General features: G+C 72.0%; 9 protein-coding genes and 1 tRNA gene. All 10 read left to right on the top strand.

What is annotated here, in order from left to right; translation table 11 throughout:
• Positions 1-308 precede the first annotated feature (308 nt).
• Positions 309-2714 carry a sodium-translocating pyrophosphatase gene (locus tag HG542_RS25045; RefSeq protein ID WP_171085174.1) on the top strand — a complete coding sequence of 802 codons (2406 nt, stop codon included), beginning with the start codon at positions 309-311 and terminating at the stop codon, positions 2712-2714.
• Between the two features lie 224 nt (positions 2715-2938).
• Positions 2939-3514 carry a small secreted protein gene (locus HG542_RS25040; protein ID WP_227723203.1) on the top strand — a complete coding sequence of 192 codons (576 nt, stop codon included), beginning with the start codon at positions 2939-2941 and terminating at the stop codon, positions 3512-3514.
• A gap of 108 nt (positions 3515-3622) precedes the next feature.
• On the top strand, positions 3623-5152 hold the full coding sequence (locus HG542_RS25035) for a N5-glutamine methyltransferase family protein (RefSeq protein ID WP_171085172.1): 1530 nt from the start codon (positions 3623-3625) through the stop codon (positions 5150-5152).
• Between the two features lie 434 nt (positions 5153-5586).
• A complete protein-coding gene (gene topA, locus HG542_RS25030) occupies positions 5587-8439 on the top strand; it encodes a type I DNA topoisomerase (protein WP_171085171.1) in 2853 nt (950 codons plus the stop codon).
• Positions 8440-8664: 225 nt separating this feature from the next.
• On the top strand, positions 8665-12108 hold the full coding sequence (tmk, locus tag HG542_RS25025) for a dTMP kinase (protein ID WP_171085169.1): 3444 nt from the start codon (positions 8665-8667) through the stop codon (positions 12106-12108).
• Positions 12109-12191: 83 nt separating this feature from the next.
• Positions 12192-13400: a DNA polymerase III subunit delta' gene (locus HG542_RS25020; protein WP_171085261.1), complete on the top strand. Its 1209-nt coding sequence runs from the start codon at positions 12192-12194 to the stop codon at positions 13398-13400.
• 216 nt (positions 13401-13616) lie between these two features.
• Positions 13617-15257 carry an alpha/beta hydrolase gene (locus tag HG542_RS25015; protein WP_171085168.1) on the top strand — a complete coding sequence of 547 codons (1641 nt, stop codon included), beginning with the start codon at positions 13617-13619 and terminating at the stop codon, positions 15255-15257.
• Positions 15258-15356: 99 nt separating this feature from the next.
• Positions 15357-15430: transfer RNA gene (locus HG542_RS25010), tRNA-Thr, on the top strand.
• Positions 15431-15780: 350 nt separating this feature from the next.
• Entirely contained in the window at positions 15781-16125 is a 345-nt protein-coding gene (locus tag HG542_RS25005; protein ID WP_171085166.1) for a hypothetical protein, read from the top strand.
• A 104-nt stretch (positions 16126-16229) separates the two neighbouring features.
• On the top strand, positions 16230-16971 hold a 742-nt coding region (locus HG542_RS25000; protein WP_171085164.1), incomplete at its 3' end, for a DNA-methyltransferase.

Genomic DNA, 16971 nt, shown 5'->3' with positions numbered 1-16971 from the left:
GCCTCCGCCGTATCCGGGCGGGATCCGGGCTTCCCGGGTGTTGACGGGGCAGAACAGATGTGGAGGGGAGCGGATTTTCGCCCTTCCCCCGATTCCCCCGCCGCCCTTCGGTCTGCTCTGCGGTGCAGTCCGGAGGCGTAGTCCTGTACCGGCTTGTTTACAGGCTCATTCCGTTTGCCGCGCTCTGTTTTGATCCCGCCATGCTCCCTACAATCCGTGCATCTTGAGCTCAGGACGCCTGAGCGTGGCGGCTGTTCCGCGGTCGCGGTCCGGCTGCGCGCCCATGTGCCAAACGTCAAGGAGGACGAATGGCGGGGCACTTCACCCCTGAACAGGTGGACTTCCATCGGAATCTGGCTCAGAACCTCGCGGTCGAACTGACCCGCGGCAACCGCACCCTGGTGATGGTGATCGCCGCGGTGGCTCTCGCGGCACTGGTGGTGGCGGTGGTGCTCGTGCGGCAGGTGCTTGCCGCAGGAGAGGGCACCGACGCCATGAAGAGAATCGCCGCGGCGGTACAGGAGGGCGCCAACGCCTACCTCGCCCGGCAGTTGCGCACCCTCGGCGTCTTCGCCGTGGCCGTGTTCTTCCTGCTCATGCTGCTTCCGGCCGACAACTGGACGCAGCGCTGGGGCCGTTCGGCCTTCTTCCTGGTCGGCGCACTGTTCTCCGCGTCCACCGGCTACATCGGCATGTGGCTCGCGGTGCGCAGCAATGTCAGGGTGGCCGCTGCCGCGCGTGAGGCGACGCCTGCCGAGGGCGAGCCCGCGCAGGACCTGACGGTGGTGTCCCACCGTGCCACGAAGATCGCGTTCCGTACGGGCGGGGTCGTCGGGATGTTCACCGTCGGCCTGGGCCTGCTGGGAGCCTCCTGCGTGGTGCTGGTGTACGCGGCCGATGCCCCCAAGGTGCTGGAGGGATTCGGCTTCGGCGCGGCGCTGCTGGCCATGTTCATGCGTGTCGGCGGCGGTATCTTCACCAAGGCCGCGGATGTCGGGGCCGATCTCGTCGGCAAGGTCGAGCAGGGCATCCCCGAGGACGACCCGCGCAACGCCGCCACCATCGCGGACAACGTGGGCGACAACGTCGGCGACTGCGCGGGCATGGCGGCCGACCTCTTCGAGTCGTACGCCGTGACCCTCGTCGCCGCGCTCATCCTCGGCAAGGCCGCCTTCGGCAACAGCGGTCTCGCCTTCCCCCTCCTCGTCCCCGCCATCGGCGTCCTCACCGCGATGGCCGGCATCTTCGCGGTGGCCCCGCGCCGTGCCGACCGCAGCGGTATGACCGCGATCAACCGCGGCTTCTTCATCTCGGCCGTCATCTCGCTGGCCCTCGTCGCCGTGGCCGTCTACTCGTATCTCCCGTCCAGCTACGCCGACTTGACGGGACTGGCCGACGAGTCCATCCGCAACCACAGCGGCGACCCGCGGGTGCTCGCGCTCGTCGCCGTGGCGATCGGCATCGTGCTCGCGGCGCTCATCCAGCAGCTCACCGGCTACTTCACCGAGACCAGCCGGCGCCCGGTCAAGGACATCGGCAGGACATCGCTGACCGGTCCCGCCACCGTCGTCCTCGCCGGCATCTCGGTCGGTCTGGAGTCGGCGGTCTACTCGGCCGTGCTGATCGCGCTGGCCGTCTACGGGGCGTTCCTGCTGGGCGGCACCTCGATCATGCTGGCGCTGTTCGCCGTCGCGCTCGCCGGCACGGGGCTGCTGACGACCGTCGGCGTCATCGTCGCCATGGACACCTTCGGGCCGGTCTCCGACAACGCGCAGGGCATCGCCGAGATGTCCGGCGACGTCGAGGGCGCGGGAGCGCAGGTGCTCACCGACCTCGACGCCGTCGGCAACACCACCAAGGCGATCACCAAGGGCATCGCCATCGCCACGGCGGTGCTGGCCGCTTCGGCGCTCTTCGGCTCGTACCGCGACGCGATCGCCACGGCCGTCGACGATGTGGGGGCCGACACCAATGCGCTGGGGCTGAACCTGGACATCTCGCAGCCCAACAACCTCGTCGGGCTCGTGCTCGGTGCGGCCGTCGTCTTCCTCTTCTCCGGGCTCGCCATCAACGCCGTGTCCCGGTCGGCCGGTTCGGTGGTCTACGAGGTGCGGCGGCAGTTCCGCGAGCACCCCGGGATCATGAACTTCAGCGAGAAGCCGGAGTACGGGCGGGTGGTGGACATCTGCACCAAGGACGCTCTGCGCGAACTGGCCACTCCCGGACTGCTCGCCGTCATGGCCCCCATCGCCGTCGGCTTCTCGCTCGGGGTCGGCGCGCTCGGCGCGTACCTGGCGGGAGCGATCGGGACGGGCACCCTGATGGCGGTCTTCCTGGCCAACTCCGGTGGCGCGTGGGACAACGCCAAGAAACTGGTGGAGGACGGCCATCACGGCGGCAAGGGCAGCGAGGCCCACGCCGCGACGGTCATCGGCGACACGGTCGGCGACCCGTTCAAGGACACCGCGGGCCCCGCGATCAACCCGCTGCTCAAGGTGATGAACCTCGTGGCGCTGCTGATCGCCCCCGCGGTGGTGAAGTTCACCTACGGAGCCGACGCCAGCAGGGGACTGCGGGCCGGCGTCGCGGTGCTGGCCATCGTCGTCATCGTCGGGGCGGTGTACGTCTCCAAGCGGCGCGGCGTGGCCGTGGACGGCGACGACGGGAACGCCGAGCCGGCGAAGGCGCCCGTGGACCCGGCGGTGGTGTCCTAAGGGCGGATCAGGAGCGACAGGAGTCAGGCGGATACGGGCGGGCGGAGCGCCCCGGCGGCGCCCCGGCCGCCCGTCTGCATGCTCTTGGGTTGCGGTGCGGCGAACACCACGAACATCGTGGTGCAAATAGCAGCAAAAGGGCGCCAACCGCATCCTCGGCTCGGAGCCCCTCCCGGCAGGACGTGTAAGTTCCGGGGCCGAGAGCCATCGAAGGGACCAATCCGGTGAACAAGAAGCTTGCGGCTGCACTGTCCGGCGGGGCGGCACTCGTCCTGGCGCTGACCGGCTGCAGCAGCGACAACGGCGGCAACAAGAAGCTCGACGACTGGGCGAAGAACGCCTGCGGCGGCATGGGCCCCCAGGTGAAGAAGATCCAGGACGCCAACACCGCCATCGGTTCGGTCGCCGGCGAGACCGAACCGAAGAAGGTGCAGCAGACCGACTCGACGGCTTTCCAGACGAACGTGGACGCGTACAAGTCGCTTGCCAACGCCGTGCAGAGCGCCGGTGCTCCGCCCGTCAAGGATGGGGAGACCAACCAGAAGAACGCGGTCAAGGCCCTCAACGACCTCTCGGGCGCCTACGCCGGGCTGAAGAAGCGCATAGACGGTCTCGACACCGGCGACCAGGGCAAGTTCTCGGAGGGTCTGAAGAGCATCGCCGACGACATCAGCAAGCTCGGCAACAAGAGCAACGACGCGCTCAAGACCCTGCTGTCCGGCGACGTCGGCAAGGCGATGGCCAAGCAGCCCGGCTGCCAGAAGACCTCGGTCTCGCCGCCGCCGGCGACCAAGAAGTAGCCGGAAGGCGAAAGAGAAGTAGCGCTCCCCGGGCCGGGGTTGGGGCGTCCTGCCGCCACCCCGCCCCGGGTTTCGCCTTTTGTCGGTGGTGCCCGCGACAATGGGTCCGTGAGTACGCACCTGCCCACCGCCGACCCTGCGCGCACCGCCCGGCTGCGCGACGCCCTGCTGGCCGCGGCCTTCACCGCCGACGGCCTCCTCGACCTGCTCGGCGCCCCTGCCTACGCCGCGCTCGCCCGCAGCGAGACCGTCCCCGCCCTGCGCGCCACCCGCGGGGACGGCCCGCTGGAGACGCTGGTCCGGCTCTTCCTCCTGCAGCGCACGGTCGCGTACGGGCAGGCCGCCGCGGCCCTCCCCGTGGACGACTGCCTCGCCGACGGCTGGCTCGTCCGCGAGGACGGCGACCTCGTGCGGGCGACGGTCGACGTGCGCCCGTACGGCGGTCCCGAGGGGCAGGACTGGTGGATCGTCTCCGACCTCGGCTGCGCGGTCGGTGGCGCGGGCGGCATCGCCGGAGGCGCCGGGGGCCCGGAGGGCGTGGAGCGCTCCGAACTCGTCCTCGGGGTCGGCGGCGCGTCCACCACGCTCGCCGGCATCACGGTGCGCACGCCCGTCGCGAGCGCACTCGACCTCGGCACGGGCTCCGGCATCCAGGCGCTGCACGCCTCCCAGCACGCCACCCGGGTCACCGCGACCGACCTCAACCCCCGTGCCCTGCACATCGCGCGGCTCACGCTGCTGCTGTCCGGCGCGCCCGAGGCGGACCTGCGTCAGGGTTCGCTCTTCGAGCCGGTCGCCGGCGAGACGTTCGACCTGATCGTCTCCAACCCGCCGTTCGTCATCTCCCCCGGCGCCCGCCTCACCTACCGTGACGGCGGCATGGGCGGGGACGACCTGTGCCGCACCCTCGTCCAGCAGGCCGCCGACCGGCTCAACGACGGCGGCTACTGCCAGCTGCTCGCCAACTGGCAGCACGTGGAGGGCGAGGACTGGCGCGAGCGGCTGGCGTCCTGGGTGCCGCGCGGCTGCGACGCATGGATCGTCCAGCGCGAGGTGCAGGACGTCGCGCAGTACGCCGAGCTGTGGCTGCGGGATGCCGGTGACCACCGCACCTCGCCGCAGGAGTACGCGGCCCGCTACGACGCCTGGCTGGAGGAGTTCGAGGCCCGGAAGACCAAGGGCGTCGGATTTGGCTGGATCACGTTGCGCAAAACGGGTGCCGAGCAGCCGTCCGTGGTCGCCGAGGAGTGGCCGCACCCCGTCGAGCAGCCCCTGGGCGATGCCGTGCGGGCGCATTTCGAGCGGCAGGACTTCCTGCGCTCGCACGACGACGCGGCCCTGCTCGCCACCCGTTTCCGGCTGGCCCCGGAGGTCGTGCAGGAGCAGGTCGGGATGCCGGGCGCGGAGGACCCGGAGCACGTGGTGCTCCGCCAGAACCGCGGCATGCGGCGGGCCACCAAGGTGGACACGGTCGGTGCGGGCTTCGCCGGCGTGTGCGACGGATCGCTCGGCGCCGGCCGCATCCTCGACGCCATCGCCCAGCTGCTCGGTGAGGACCCGGTGCTGCTGCGGGACCGTACGCCGGAGGCGATCCGGCTGCTGGTCGAGCAGGGATTCCTGATGCCGCTGGCCGACTGAGGCGGGGAGCGGCGGGAGGGGCGCGGACTCGCGAGGCAAGGGGGTGGAGGGGTCGCGTTCACGTCATGTTTGCGTGTCCGGCGTGCGGCGGGGCCGGGAGGCTGTCGGTGCGGCCGGGGGCGCGCGGCTGCCCGTGGGCACCCGTCCGGGCCGGTGCGAGCCCCCGGGCAGCGATGCCGGCCGCTGCCGCGAAACGCCACACGCACCCCACCGGGCACTGTCGCCGCATGCCTTCCCACCAGCCACGACGTGGCCGCGACGGGACCGTCACACCCATCGTGTGACGGTCCGGGCGGCAGACAGGACGCTTGTCGGGTTACCGTTCGAGTGGCGTTGCGGGCTTTTTCCGTTTGACACGGGGGCGGGATGTACCGTCACACTCCGCAGCGTCACCGCAACGCCCATACCGAGTGTCGACCGGAAGAAGAGCGAAGTTGTCCCCGACCAGCGAGACCGCACAGGGCGGCCGCCGACTCGTCATCGTCGAGTCGCCTGCCAAGGCGAAGACGATCAAGGGCTACCTCGGCCCCGGATACGTCGTCGAGGCGAGCGTCGGGCACATCCGTGACCTGCCGAACGGGGCCGCCGAGGTTCCGGCGAAGTACAAGGGCGAGCCGTGGGCCCGCCTGGGCGTGAACGTCGACGCCGACTTCCAGCCCATCTACGTCGTCAACACGGACAAGAAGGACCAGGTCAAGAAGCTCAAGGACCTGCTGTCCGAGTCCGACGAGCTCTTCCTCGCCACCGATGAGGACCGCGAGGGCGAGGCCATCGCGTGGCACCTCCAGGAAGTGCTCAAGCCCAAGGTCCCGGTCCGCCGGATGGTCTTCCACGAGATCACCAAGGACGCGATCCAGGCCGCCGTCGCCAACCCGCGCGAGCTGAACCAGAAGCTGGTCGACGCCCAGGAGACCCGCCGTATCCTCGACCGCCTCTACGGCTACGAGGTCTCGCCGGTCCTGTGGAAGAAGGTCATGCCGCGGCTGTCGGCTGGCCGTGTGCAGTCCGTCGCCACCCGCCTCGTCGTCGAGCGCGAGCGCGAGCGCATCGCCTTCCGCTCCGCCGAGTACTGGGACCTCACCGGCACCTTCAACACCGGCCGCGGCGGCGACGCGAGCGACCCGGCCACCATCGCCGCCCGGCTGAGCTCCGTCGACGGCCGCCGTGTCGCCCAGGGCCGCGACTTCGGCTCGAACGGGCAGCTCAAGGACTCCTCGCAGGTCCTGCACCTGGACGAGGCCAACGCCCGCGCGCTGGCCGCCGCCCTCGCGGACACGTCCTTCGCGGTGCGCTCGGTCGAGTCCAAGCCGTACCGCCGCTCCCCGTACGCCCCGTTCCGCACCACGACGCTGCAGCAGGAGGCCTCGCGCAAGCTGGGCTTCGGCGCCAAGGCGACGATGCAGGTGGCCCAGAAGCTGTACGAGAACGGCTTCATCACCTATATGCGTACGGACTCCACGACGCTCTCCGAGACCGCCGTGGCCGCCGCCCGGGCGCAGGTCACCCAGCTCTACGGTGCCGACTACCTGCCGGAGAAGCCGCGGACCTACGCGGGCAAGGTCAAGAACGCCCAGGAGGCCCACGAGGCCATCCGTCCTTCGGGTGATCGTTTCCGCACTCCTGCGGAGACCGGGCTGACCGGTGACCAGTTCCGGCTCTACGAGCTGATCTGGAAGCGGACCGTCGCCTCCCAGATGAAGGACGCGACCGGCAACTCCGTCACGGTGAAGATCGGCGGCCGGTCGGCCGACGGCCGGGACGCCGAGTTCAGCGCGTCCGGCAAGACCATCACCTTCCACGGCTTCATGAAGGCCTATGTGGAGGGCGCCGACGACCCGAACGCCGAGCTGGACGACCGCGAGCGCCGCCTGCCGCAGGTCGGCGAGGGCGACGCGCTGACGGCCGAGGAGATCACCGCCGACGGCCACGCCACCAAGCCCCCGGCCCGCTACACCGAGGCCTCGCTGGTCAAGGAGCTGGAGGAGCGGGAGATCGGCCGCCCGTCGACGTACGCGTCGATCATCGGCACCATCCTCGACCGCGGCTACGTCTTCAAGAAGGGCACCGCGCTCGTCCCGTCCTTCCTCTCCTTCGCCGTCGTCAACCTGCTGGAGAAGCATTTCGGCAGGCTCGTCGACTACGACTTCACCGCCTCCATGGAGGAGGACCTCGACCGCATCGCCCGCGGCGAGGCCCAGGCCGTGCCGTGGCTGCGCCGCTTCTACTTCGGCGAGGGCCCCGAGGGCGGCGCCGCCGACGCCGGCAACGGTGACGGCGACCACCTCGGCGGGCTGAAGGAGCTGGTCACGGACCTGGGCGCGATCGACGCCCGCGAGGTGTCCTCGTTCCCCGTCGGCAGCGGCATCGTGCTGCGCGTCGGCCGCTACGGCCCGTACGTGGAGCGCGGCGAGAAGGACTCCGAGGGCCACCAGCGGGCCGACGTGCCCGGCGACCTGGCGCCCGACGAGCTGACCGTCGAGTACGCGGAGGAGCTGCTCGCCAAGCCGAGCGGCGACTTCGAGCTCGGCCGGGACCCGGAGACGGGCCACCAGATCGTCGCCAAGGACGGCCGCTACGGCCCGTACGTCACCGAGATCCTCCCCGAGGGCACGCCGAAGACCGGCAAGAACGCGGTCAAGCCGCGTACCGCGTCGCTCTTCAAGTCGATGTCGCTCGACACGGTGACGCTCGAGGACGCGCTGCGCCTGATGTCCCTCCCGCGGGTGGTCGGCACCGACGCCGAGGGCGTGGAGATCACCGCGCAGAACGGCCGCTACGGCCCGTACCTGAAGAAGGGCACGGACTCGCGGTCGCTGGAGACCGAGGACCAGCTCTTCAGCATCACGCTGGAGGAGGCCCTGGCGATCTACGCGCAGCCCAAGCAGCGCGGGCGCGCCGCGGCCAAGCCGCCGCTGAAGGAGCTGGGCACCGACCCGGTCAGCGAGCGTCCCGTGGTGGTCAAGGACGGCCGCTTCGGGCCGTATGTGACCGACGGCGAGACGAACGCGACCCTGCGGCGCGACGACGACGTGGAGACGATCACGCCGGAGCGCGGTTACGAGCTGCTGGCCGAGAAGCGCGCCAAGGGCCCGGCCAAGAAGACCGCCAAGAAGGCGGCCGCGAAGAAGACGACGGCCAAGAAGGCCCCGGCGAAGAAGACCGCGGCCAAGAAGACGGCCGCGAAGAAGACGACCAAGGCGGCTGCCGCCAAGAAGACGGCGGCGAAGAAGACCACGGCCGCCGCGAAGAAGGCGGCTGCGGAGCCGGCGTCGGCTTCTGCGGAGTAGCGGTTCGGGTGAGGGCGGTGACCGGTCGGACGGTCACCGCCCTCATGCGTGTGACGTGCCTGTGAGACGTTCCGTGTGACGGCTGTGAGGCGTTGTGTGTGACGTCCCGGGCGATGTTCTGTGCGACGTCCTGTGTGAATGTCCTGTGTGACGTCCTGTGTGATGTTCGCTCAGGCGTTCGTCCGCGGACGGCGGCGATTCGGGCACTCCGGATAGGCTGGCAGGATGACGCGAGCCGAGCAGCCAACAGAGGTCGACCCCGCATCCCGGGCGTTGGCCGAGGACTCCCGCGAGCGTGCCCTGCGATCCCTGCTGCGCGTTCCCGCACTCAGGAAGCTGTGGTCCGCCCAGTCCGCGGGCAGCGCCGGAGACGCCCTTGCCGTCCTGGTGCTCATGCTGCTGTCGCTCCAGGCGGCCGTCGAGACGGGCGCGCTGGGCGGCGGCTACCGCGGTGCCGCGCTCGCCATTGCCGCCGTCGTCGGTGCGCGGCTGCTCGCGACGCTGCTCGCCGGTGCCGTCCTGCTCGGGCCGCTGTCCTCGCTGCTGGCACCGGACGGTCCGCTCGACCGCCGCTGGACCATGATCGGCGCCGACGGGGTACGGCTCGCGCTGCTCGCCGCCGCGCCCACCTGGATCGACTGGGCCGGCGACCGGGCGCTCGCCTGGCTGCTGGCCACCGCCTTCGTGATCGGCCTCGCCGAACGGGTGTGGACCGTGGCCAAGGACGGTGCGGCCCCCGCGCTGCTCCCCATGCCGCCGCCCGAGGGCGCCGCCGTCCGCCCGCTGCCGGACCACCTCGACGCGCTGCGCCGGCTGTCGCTCCGTACGACCTTCCTCGCGCTGCCCGTCGCCGCGGCCGCGCTCGTCGCCGTCACACTCTTCGGGAACCTGCTCGGCTCCGGCATCGACTGGTTCCACCTGCACCAGTCCGCCCTCGCCTGCTACCTCGCGGCCGGGCTCTTCGGGGCCTCCGCGGGCATCCTGTACTTCCTCGAACTGCCCCATGCGCAGGGCGTCCGCGCGCACTCCCCGCTGGAGGGGCTGCGCCGGCCCCGCAGGGCCCCCGGCCAGAGCGCCGACACGGGCCGCACCGGGGCGGTGCCCGTGCTCGTGCTGGCCTGCGCGGCCATCGCGGGAGCGGTGGCCGCGGCCGTCGGTGTCGCCGCGCTCCAGGCGGCCGACCTCGGCGGCGGCCCGGTGGGCTTCGGGCTGCTCGTCCTCGCGCTCGGCGGCGGGCCCGTCCTCGGCATCCGCTCCGCGCGGCGCATCCTGCCCGGCTTCTCCCGGCGCAGGCTGCTCGTGCTCGCGCTGGCCCTGATGGGCGTGGCGCTGCTGGCGGCCGGCCTGGTGCCGGACCCGACGACCGTGCTGCTGCTCCTGCTGTTCGCGGGGTTCTGCGCGGGCATCGTCGCGAACACCGGGCACGCCCAGCTCGACCAGGAGACCGAGGAGGACCGCCGGGCCCGGACGACCGAGCACCTGCACGCGGTCGTCCGCGTGGCCGTCGCCGTGGGCGCGGTCGCGGCGCCGCTGCTGGCCGCCGTCATCGGGCCGCACCGCATCGAGCGCGGCAGCTTCGTGTTCGCGCACGGCGGCGCGGCGTTCACCCTGATGCTCGTGGGCGCCCTGCTGCTGCCGGTCGCCGCCGTCGTCCTCGGCAAGACCGACGACCGGCACGGCGTACCGTTCCGCCGGGACCTGATGGAGGTGCTGCGCGGCGGCGACCCCGAGCAGGCCCCGTCGAAGACCGGCTTCTTCATCGCCTTCGAGGGCGGTGACGGCGCCGGCAAGTCCACCCAGGTCCAGGCCGTCGCGGACTGGATCCGCGCCAAGGGCCACGAGGTCGTCGTCACGCGCGAGCCGGGTGCGACGGCCGTCGGCAAGCGGCTGCGGGCGATCCTGCTCGACGTCGCGTCGGCCGGTCTGTCCGACCGGGCCGAGGCCCTGCTGTACGCGGCCGACCGCGCCGAGCACGTCGCCTCCGTCGTCCGCCCGGCGCTGGAGCGCGGCGCGGTCGTCATCTCCGACCGCTACATCGACTCGTCGGTGGCGTACCAGGGCGCCGGGCGCGACCTCGCGCCCACCGAGATCGCCCGGATCTCGCGCTGGGCCACGGACGGCCTCGTTCCGCACCTGACGGTGCTGCTCGACGTCTCGCCCGAGACCGCGCGCGAACGTTTCACCGAGGCGCCCGACCGGCTCGAGTCCGAGCCGGCCGAGTTCCACCAGCGCGTCCGGACCGGGTTCCTGACCCTGGCCGCCGCCGATCCCGCGCGCTACCTCGTCGTGGACGCGGGCCAGGAGCCGGAGGCCGTCTCCACGGTCGTCCGGCACCGGCTCGACCAGCTGCTCCCGCTCTCCGAGGCCGAGATCAGGGCCCAGGCGGAGGCACGGAGGGCGGCCGAGGAAGAGGCGCGGCGCAAGGCCGAGGAGGAGGCCCGCCGCAAGGCGGAGGAAGCCGCCCGCAAGGCCGAGGAGGAGCGGCTGGAGCGCGAGCGCCAGGCGCAGCTCGCCAAGGAGCGTGCCGAGGCGGAGGAGCGGCAGCGCCGCGAGCGCGAGGAGGCGGAGCGGCGCGAGGCCGAGCGCCTGGCCGCGGAGGCCGCCCGCAAGGCGGAGGAGGAGCGCAGGCGCCGCGAGGCGGAGGAGCGCGCCCACGCCGCGGAGCAGGAGCGCCTGCGCAAGCAGGCGGCGGAGGAGGCCAGGCTGCGCGCCGAGGCCGAGGAACGCCGCCTGGAGAAGCAGCGCAGGGCCGAGGAGGCGCTGCTCCGCGCGGAGCGCGCGCGGCTCGCGGCGGAGGCGGGGCCGGCTGTCGTCGCGGACGTGCCGGTGGGCGATGCGCCCGAGGCGCCGGAGGCGCCGACTGTGGTGACGCGGGCGCCGGTTGTGAACGGGGCGCGTGATGGGCGCGAGGCGCGCGGTGCTCGCGATGCATCGGATGCATTCGATGCACACGACGTGCATGACGCGCCCGACGCCCACGATGCGGATGCGACGCGGCAGCTGCGCGTGCCCTCCGGGGACGAGGTGACCGTCGAGACGCCGGCGCCGGGCGGTGCCGCCGACGCGCCCACCGTGGAGACCCAGGCCGCGGCTCCCGACGCGGAGGAGACGCGTGTGCTCCCCAAGACGGGTGACGAGACGCGCGTGCTTCCCACGACGGGCGACGCGCCCACCGTCGAGACGCCCGCCCCGGCCGGGCCGGGCGAGGCCGGGGCCGGACAGGCGCCCGTCGTGCACAAGCACGACCCGAACACCGCGCTCTCCGCTGGTACGGGTGCCGAGGACGAGACCGCCGTGCTGCCGCCGGTGCGTCCCGTGGTCGCCCAGCCGGTGCAGCAGCAGCGTGTCACCTGGGGCATGCAGCAGCAGGCGCCTGCCGAGGCGCCCGCCCCCCGGAAGGCGCCCGAGCGGCCGGAGGACCCGGCCGACCGCGTGCCGTCCTGGCTGTTCCGGCCGGAGGACGAGGAGCGGCGCGAGCCGGCCGCCCCGGCCGCGGACCCGGACAGCGAGCGCACGCGCGAGCTGCCGCCGGTCGACGCGGACGGGCAGCAGTCCGGCCGTCCGTCGCGCCGCCGCCCGGAGTGGGCGGACGGCCGTTCCCTCGCGGACGACCTGCTCGGCCCGCGGGACGAGAAGGACGAGGACGGGCGCCGCCGCGGCCGTCGCTGACGCCGGGTGACGGGCGGCGACCCCGCGTTGTCAGTGCCGTGTCCCACAATGGGAAGCCGCAGGACGACAGCGCGGAGGAAGCCATGGCGGTGTGGGACGACCTGGTCGGCCAGGACCGGGTGACGGAGCAGCTCGCCGCTGCTGCGCGCGATGCGGACGCGCTGGTCACGGCGGAGGTGGGGGCGCCCCCACCGGCCGCCTCGAAGATGACGCACGCGTGGCTGTTCACGGGCCCGCCCGGTTCCGGGCGGGCCACCGCCGCCCGCGCGTTCGCGGCCGCGCTGCAGTGCGTCAGCCCGGACCGCGCGCTGGGCGGCGCGCCGGGCTGCGGTTTCTGCGAGGGCTGCCACACCACTCTTGTGGGGACGCACGCCGATGTCGAGGTCGTTCGTACGGACCAGCTGTCCATCGGCGTCAAGGAGACGCGCGACCTCGTGCGCCGCGCCCAGCTGTCGCCGGCCGGAGGCCGCTGGCAGGTGATCGTGCTGGAGGACGCCGACCGGCTCACCGAGGGCGCGGGCAACGTCCTGCTGAAGGCCGTGGAGGAGCCCGCGCCGCGGACGGTGTGGCTGCTCTGCGCCCCGTCCCTGGAGGACGTTCTGCCGACGATCCGCTCCCGCTGCCGTTCCCTCACGCTGCGCACGCCGCCCGTGGCGGCGGTCGCCGACCTCCTGGTACGCCGCGACGGCATCGACCCCGCGCTCGCCGCCCAGGCGGCCCGCGCCACGCAGGGGCACATCGGCCGGGCCCGCCGCCTGGCCACCGACGAGCGCGCCCGCGCCCGCCGCGAGGCCGTGCTCCGGCTGCCGCTCCGCGTCGACGACATGGGCGGCTGCCTCAAGGCGGCGCAGGAGCTGATCGACGCGGCGGCCGAGGACGCCAAGCAGGTGGCCGAGGAGGTCGACACGAAGGAGACCGAGGAGCTGCGCGCCGCGCTCGGCGCCGCGGCCGGCACCGGCGGCCGTCTCCCGCGCGGCACCGCGGGAGCGATGAAGGATCTGCAGGACCGTCAGAAGCGCCGCGCGACGCGCACCCAGCGCGACAGCCTGGACCTCGCCCTCACCGACCTGACCGGCTTCTACCGCGACGTCCTTGCGATACAGCTGGGTTCGCGCTCGGAGCTCGCCAACACCGAGGCGCGCGACGCCCTGGAGCGGATCGCCCGCGCCTCGGGGCCGGAGCGGACGCTGCGCCGCATCGAGGCGATCATGGACTGCCGCCGCGCGCTCGACCGGAACGTGGCCCCGCTGCTGGCGGTCGAGGCGATGACGGTGGCGCTGCGGGCCGGCTGATCTCCGGTGCCCGCCGGGGAGGGTGAGTAGTACGAGGAGGACTGGGCACACCGCAGGTTGGGTGATTCCTCACTCGTATGAGGCCGAGTGAGCTGCAAGGCTGGCCAACTCCGGTATCCGTCCGGATACGCTCCGTATGCGCGCGTAGTCCTACGCATGTCCGCATGTCCTACGTATGCCTTATGCCCACCTGTCTCCACACAGAGGGACCAGCCGATGGACACCAGCCGTCTCCTCCGCACCTCCGGCACCCTGCTCGCGACCGCGGCCCTGCTGATCTCCGGCGTCGCGGCCCAGGCGACGGTGAGACCGCAGGGCGAGGGCGACGGCCGTTCCGCGGGCCTGCCGCCGGAACCCGCCGCGGGTGCGCAGCGCCCCGTTCTCTCGGGCGTGCCCGCGGCCGCACCCCTGCTGGCCCCGCTGTCGGCCCGGGTGCCCGCGGCCCTGCGGCGCTATTACGAGCAGAAGCCCTCCTGGCACGCATGCACCGGCGCCAAGGGCGCGGGCTTCGAGTGCGCCACCCTCAAGGCCCCGCTGGATTACGGAAGGCCGCGCTCCGGCGGTGACGTCCGCCTCGCGGTCGCCCGCAAGCGGGCCACCGGCCCCGGCGAGCGCATCGGCTCGCTGATGGTCAACCCCGGCGGCCCCGGCGGCTCGGCCGTCGGCTTCCTCCAGCAGTACGCGGGCAACGGCTACCCCGCCGCCGTCCGCGCCCGGTACGACATCGTCGCCATGGACCCGCGCGGCGTGGCCGGCAGCGAGGCGATCTCCTGCCTGACCGATGCGGAGATGGACACCTACGCGCAGGTCGACCAGACCCCGGACAACGACGCCGAGGTCCGCCAACTGGTCGCGTCCTACAAGAAGTTCGCCCACGGCTGCGCGAGCCGCTCGGCCCGGCTCCTCCCGCACGTCTCGACCGTCGACGCCGCCCGCGACATGGACATCTTCCGCGCCGCACTCGGCGACGAGAAGGTGCACTACATCGGCGCCTCCTACGGCACCTTCCTCGGTGCGACGTATGCCGGGCTCTACCCGTCCCGCGTGGGACGGCTCGTGCTCGACGGCGCGCTCGACCCCTCCCTCGACGCCGAGCAGGTCAACCGCGACCAGACGACCGGCTTCCAGACCGCCTTCGCCTCCTTCGCGAAGGACTGCTCCGCCCACGAGGAATGCCCGCTGGGCTCGGACAACGCCACCGAGGCGGGCAACACCCTCAAACGCTTCTTCCGTGACCTCGATCACCACCCCCTCGCCACCGGCACCCCCCGGCAGCTCACCGAGAGCCTGGCCACCACGGGTGTGATCGCCGCCATGTACGACGAGGCCGCCTGGCCGGTGCTGCGCAAGGCCCTGCGGGACGCCCAGACCGGGGACGGGACCCTGCTGCTCAAGCTCTCGGACATCTACTACGAGCGCGACCAGCACGGCCACTACGCCAACCTCATGGCGGCGAACTCGGCCGTGAACTGCCTCGACCTGCCTCCGGCCTACCGCGCGCCCTCGGCCGTCCGCCGAGCCCTCCCGGAATTCGAGAAGGCCTCTCCCGCCTTCGGCGAGAGCTTCGCCTGGGGCTCCCTGAGCTGCGCGTACTGGCCCGTCCACGCCACCGGCACCCCCCACCGCATCCCAGCCCGCGGCGCCGCCCCCATCCTCGTCGTCGGCACCACCCGCGACCCGGCCACCCCGTACCCCTGGGCCCGCTCCCTGGCGTCCCAGCTGTCCTCGGGCCGCCTGCTGACCTACGACGGCGACGGCCACACCGCCTACACCCGCGGCAGCAAGTGCATCGACTCCGCCGTGAACGACTACCTCCTCACCGCCACCCCGCCCCCCGCCTCCCGCCGCTGCTCCTGACCGGCCGGAACGCCCTCCCGGGCACTGTGTACGGAGCACCCCTCGGGACTGTGTAGACTTGGGCGCGTTGCTGATGACGGCCTCTGGCCGACACGGCGCGCCGCCTTAGCTCAGTTGGCCAGAGCAACGCACTCGTAATGCGTAGGTCTCGGGTTCGAATCCCGAAGGCGGCTCATGAAAGGCCCAGGCCAGACCCCGTCTGACCTGGGCCTTTATGCTTTCCAAGATCGATTCAGGGTGGCGCATCATTTCCTTATGAGGCGCCGTGATCGCTACTGGTGGACAACCGGTGGACAGGCGTGCAGCGAGCGTGCAGAGCGGTGGACAAGCCGGTGGCCACTGTGGGGCGCTTAGAGGTTGATGCCCGGGGCGCACCCGCGGTCACTGGTGGCACCGCGTTCGCGAGCGCTCTTGGAGGGTTCTCATAAACGCATTGGACCGGATGCATCGCGTCGACGTGACCAATGCCGTACCGCGACGTTGGACACGGTGCTCCTCCAAACCTGGTGCGTAGGCTCCAGGCATGAGTGAGCAGGTTCCCCAGGAGATCCTCGACGGAGTGGTGCAGTCGGTGCGCGACTTCACCGAGGCCGAAGTCGCTTTGGCGGAGGCCGAGCGGCGGCTCGTCCTCACGCGACAGGGCGTGCTGGATCAGGTCGCGCGCCCACCTGGTCTCCTCACGGCTTGGGGAATGAGCGGCCAAGGGGCCTGCCGTGCTGCTCTTTTGGGCGAGACAACACGGATAAGCACAGGTCAGCGGGGGTGGAGCGAGGCTCTGCCCCGGCGACATAGCGAGACAGCAGACCGGGATTCCGGCCGCACCAAACGGCTCTCGGACCCGACCGCGGAGCACGGCTCGGATCGTTAGGTGCGGCCGGAAAACGCGGCTAACCTCCGGCGCAATCCCCGCTCGAACGACCGCTGCTGGTCCGGAGCGGTCCGTTCCGCCTTGCCCTGAAAGAGGCCCCGCACATGAGCTACACGCTGCACCGAGGCGACGCCCTCACCGTGTTGAAGTCCCTCCCGGACGAGAGCGTCAACGCCGTCATCACCGACCCGCCGTACAACTCCGGCGGACGTACCAGCTCGGAGCGCACTGGTCGCACCGCGCGAGCGAAGTACGTAACCAGCAACAGTGCCCACGACCTGGAGAACTTCCCCGGCGAAAACCGCGACCAGCGCAGCTACCGGAGCTGGCTGACCGCCCTGCTCACCGAGGCGTACCGGGCCTCCATCGAGCACTCGGTCGCCCTCGTCTTCTCCGACTGGCGCCAGGAGCCGACCACGTCCGACGCCCTGCAGATGGCGGGCTGGACCTGGAGCGGCACGATTCCGTGGATCAAGCCCGCCAGCCGGCCTCGCAAGGGCGGGTTCAAGCAGTCGGCCGAATTCATCATCTGGGGCGTCAAGGGCAGCCTGACCAAGGATCGGGACCTGTACCTGCCCGGCCACTTCATCGCCTCCCAGCCGCGCAAGGACCGGGTGTACATCACACAGAAGCCGATCGAGATCATGCAGCAGCTCGTACAGATCTGCCCCGAAGGAGGAGTCGTCCTGGACCCGTTCACGAGGAGCGGCTCCACCGGAATCGCGGCCCTCCGCGAGGGACGTCGATTCGTGGGCGTCGAGTTGTCCTCGCACTATGCCGACGTGGCCGAGCAGCGACTCCGCGCGGAGCTGACGAAGAACGACTTCGTCCTCGCCGGGCCGGAGG

Origin of the sequence: Streptomyces morookaense (genome assembly GCF_013030945.1) — a bacterium.
Taxonomy (GTDB): domain Bacteria; phylum Actinomycetota; class Actinomycetes; order Streptomycetales; family Streptomycetaceae; genus Streptomyces; species Streptomyces morookaensis.
This window is presented reverse-complemented; position numbering and strand designations above follow the sequence as displayed.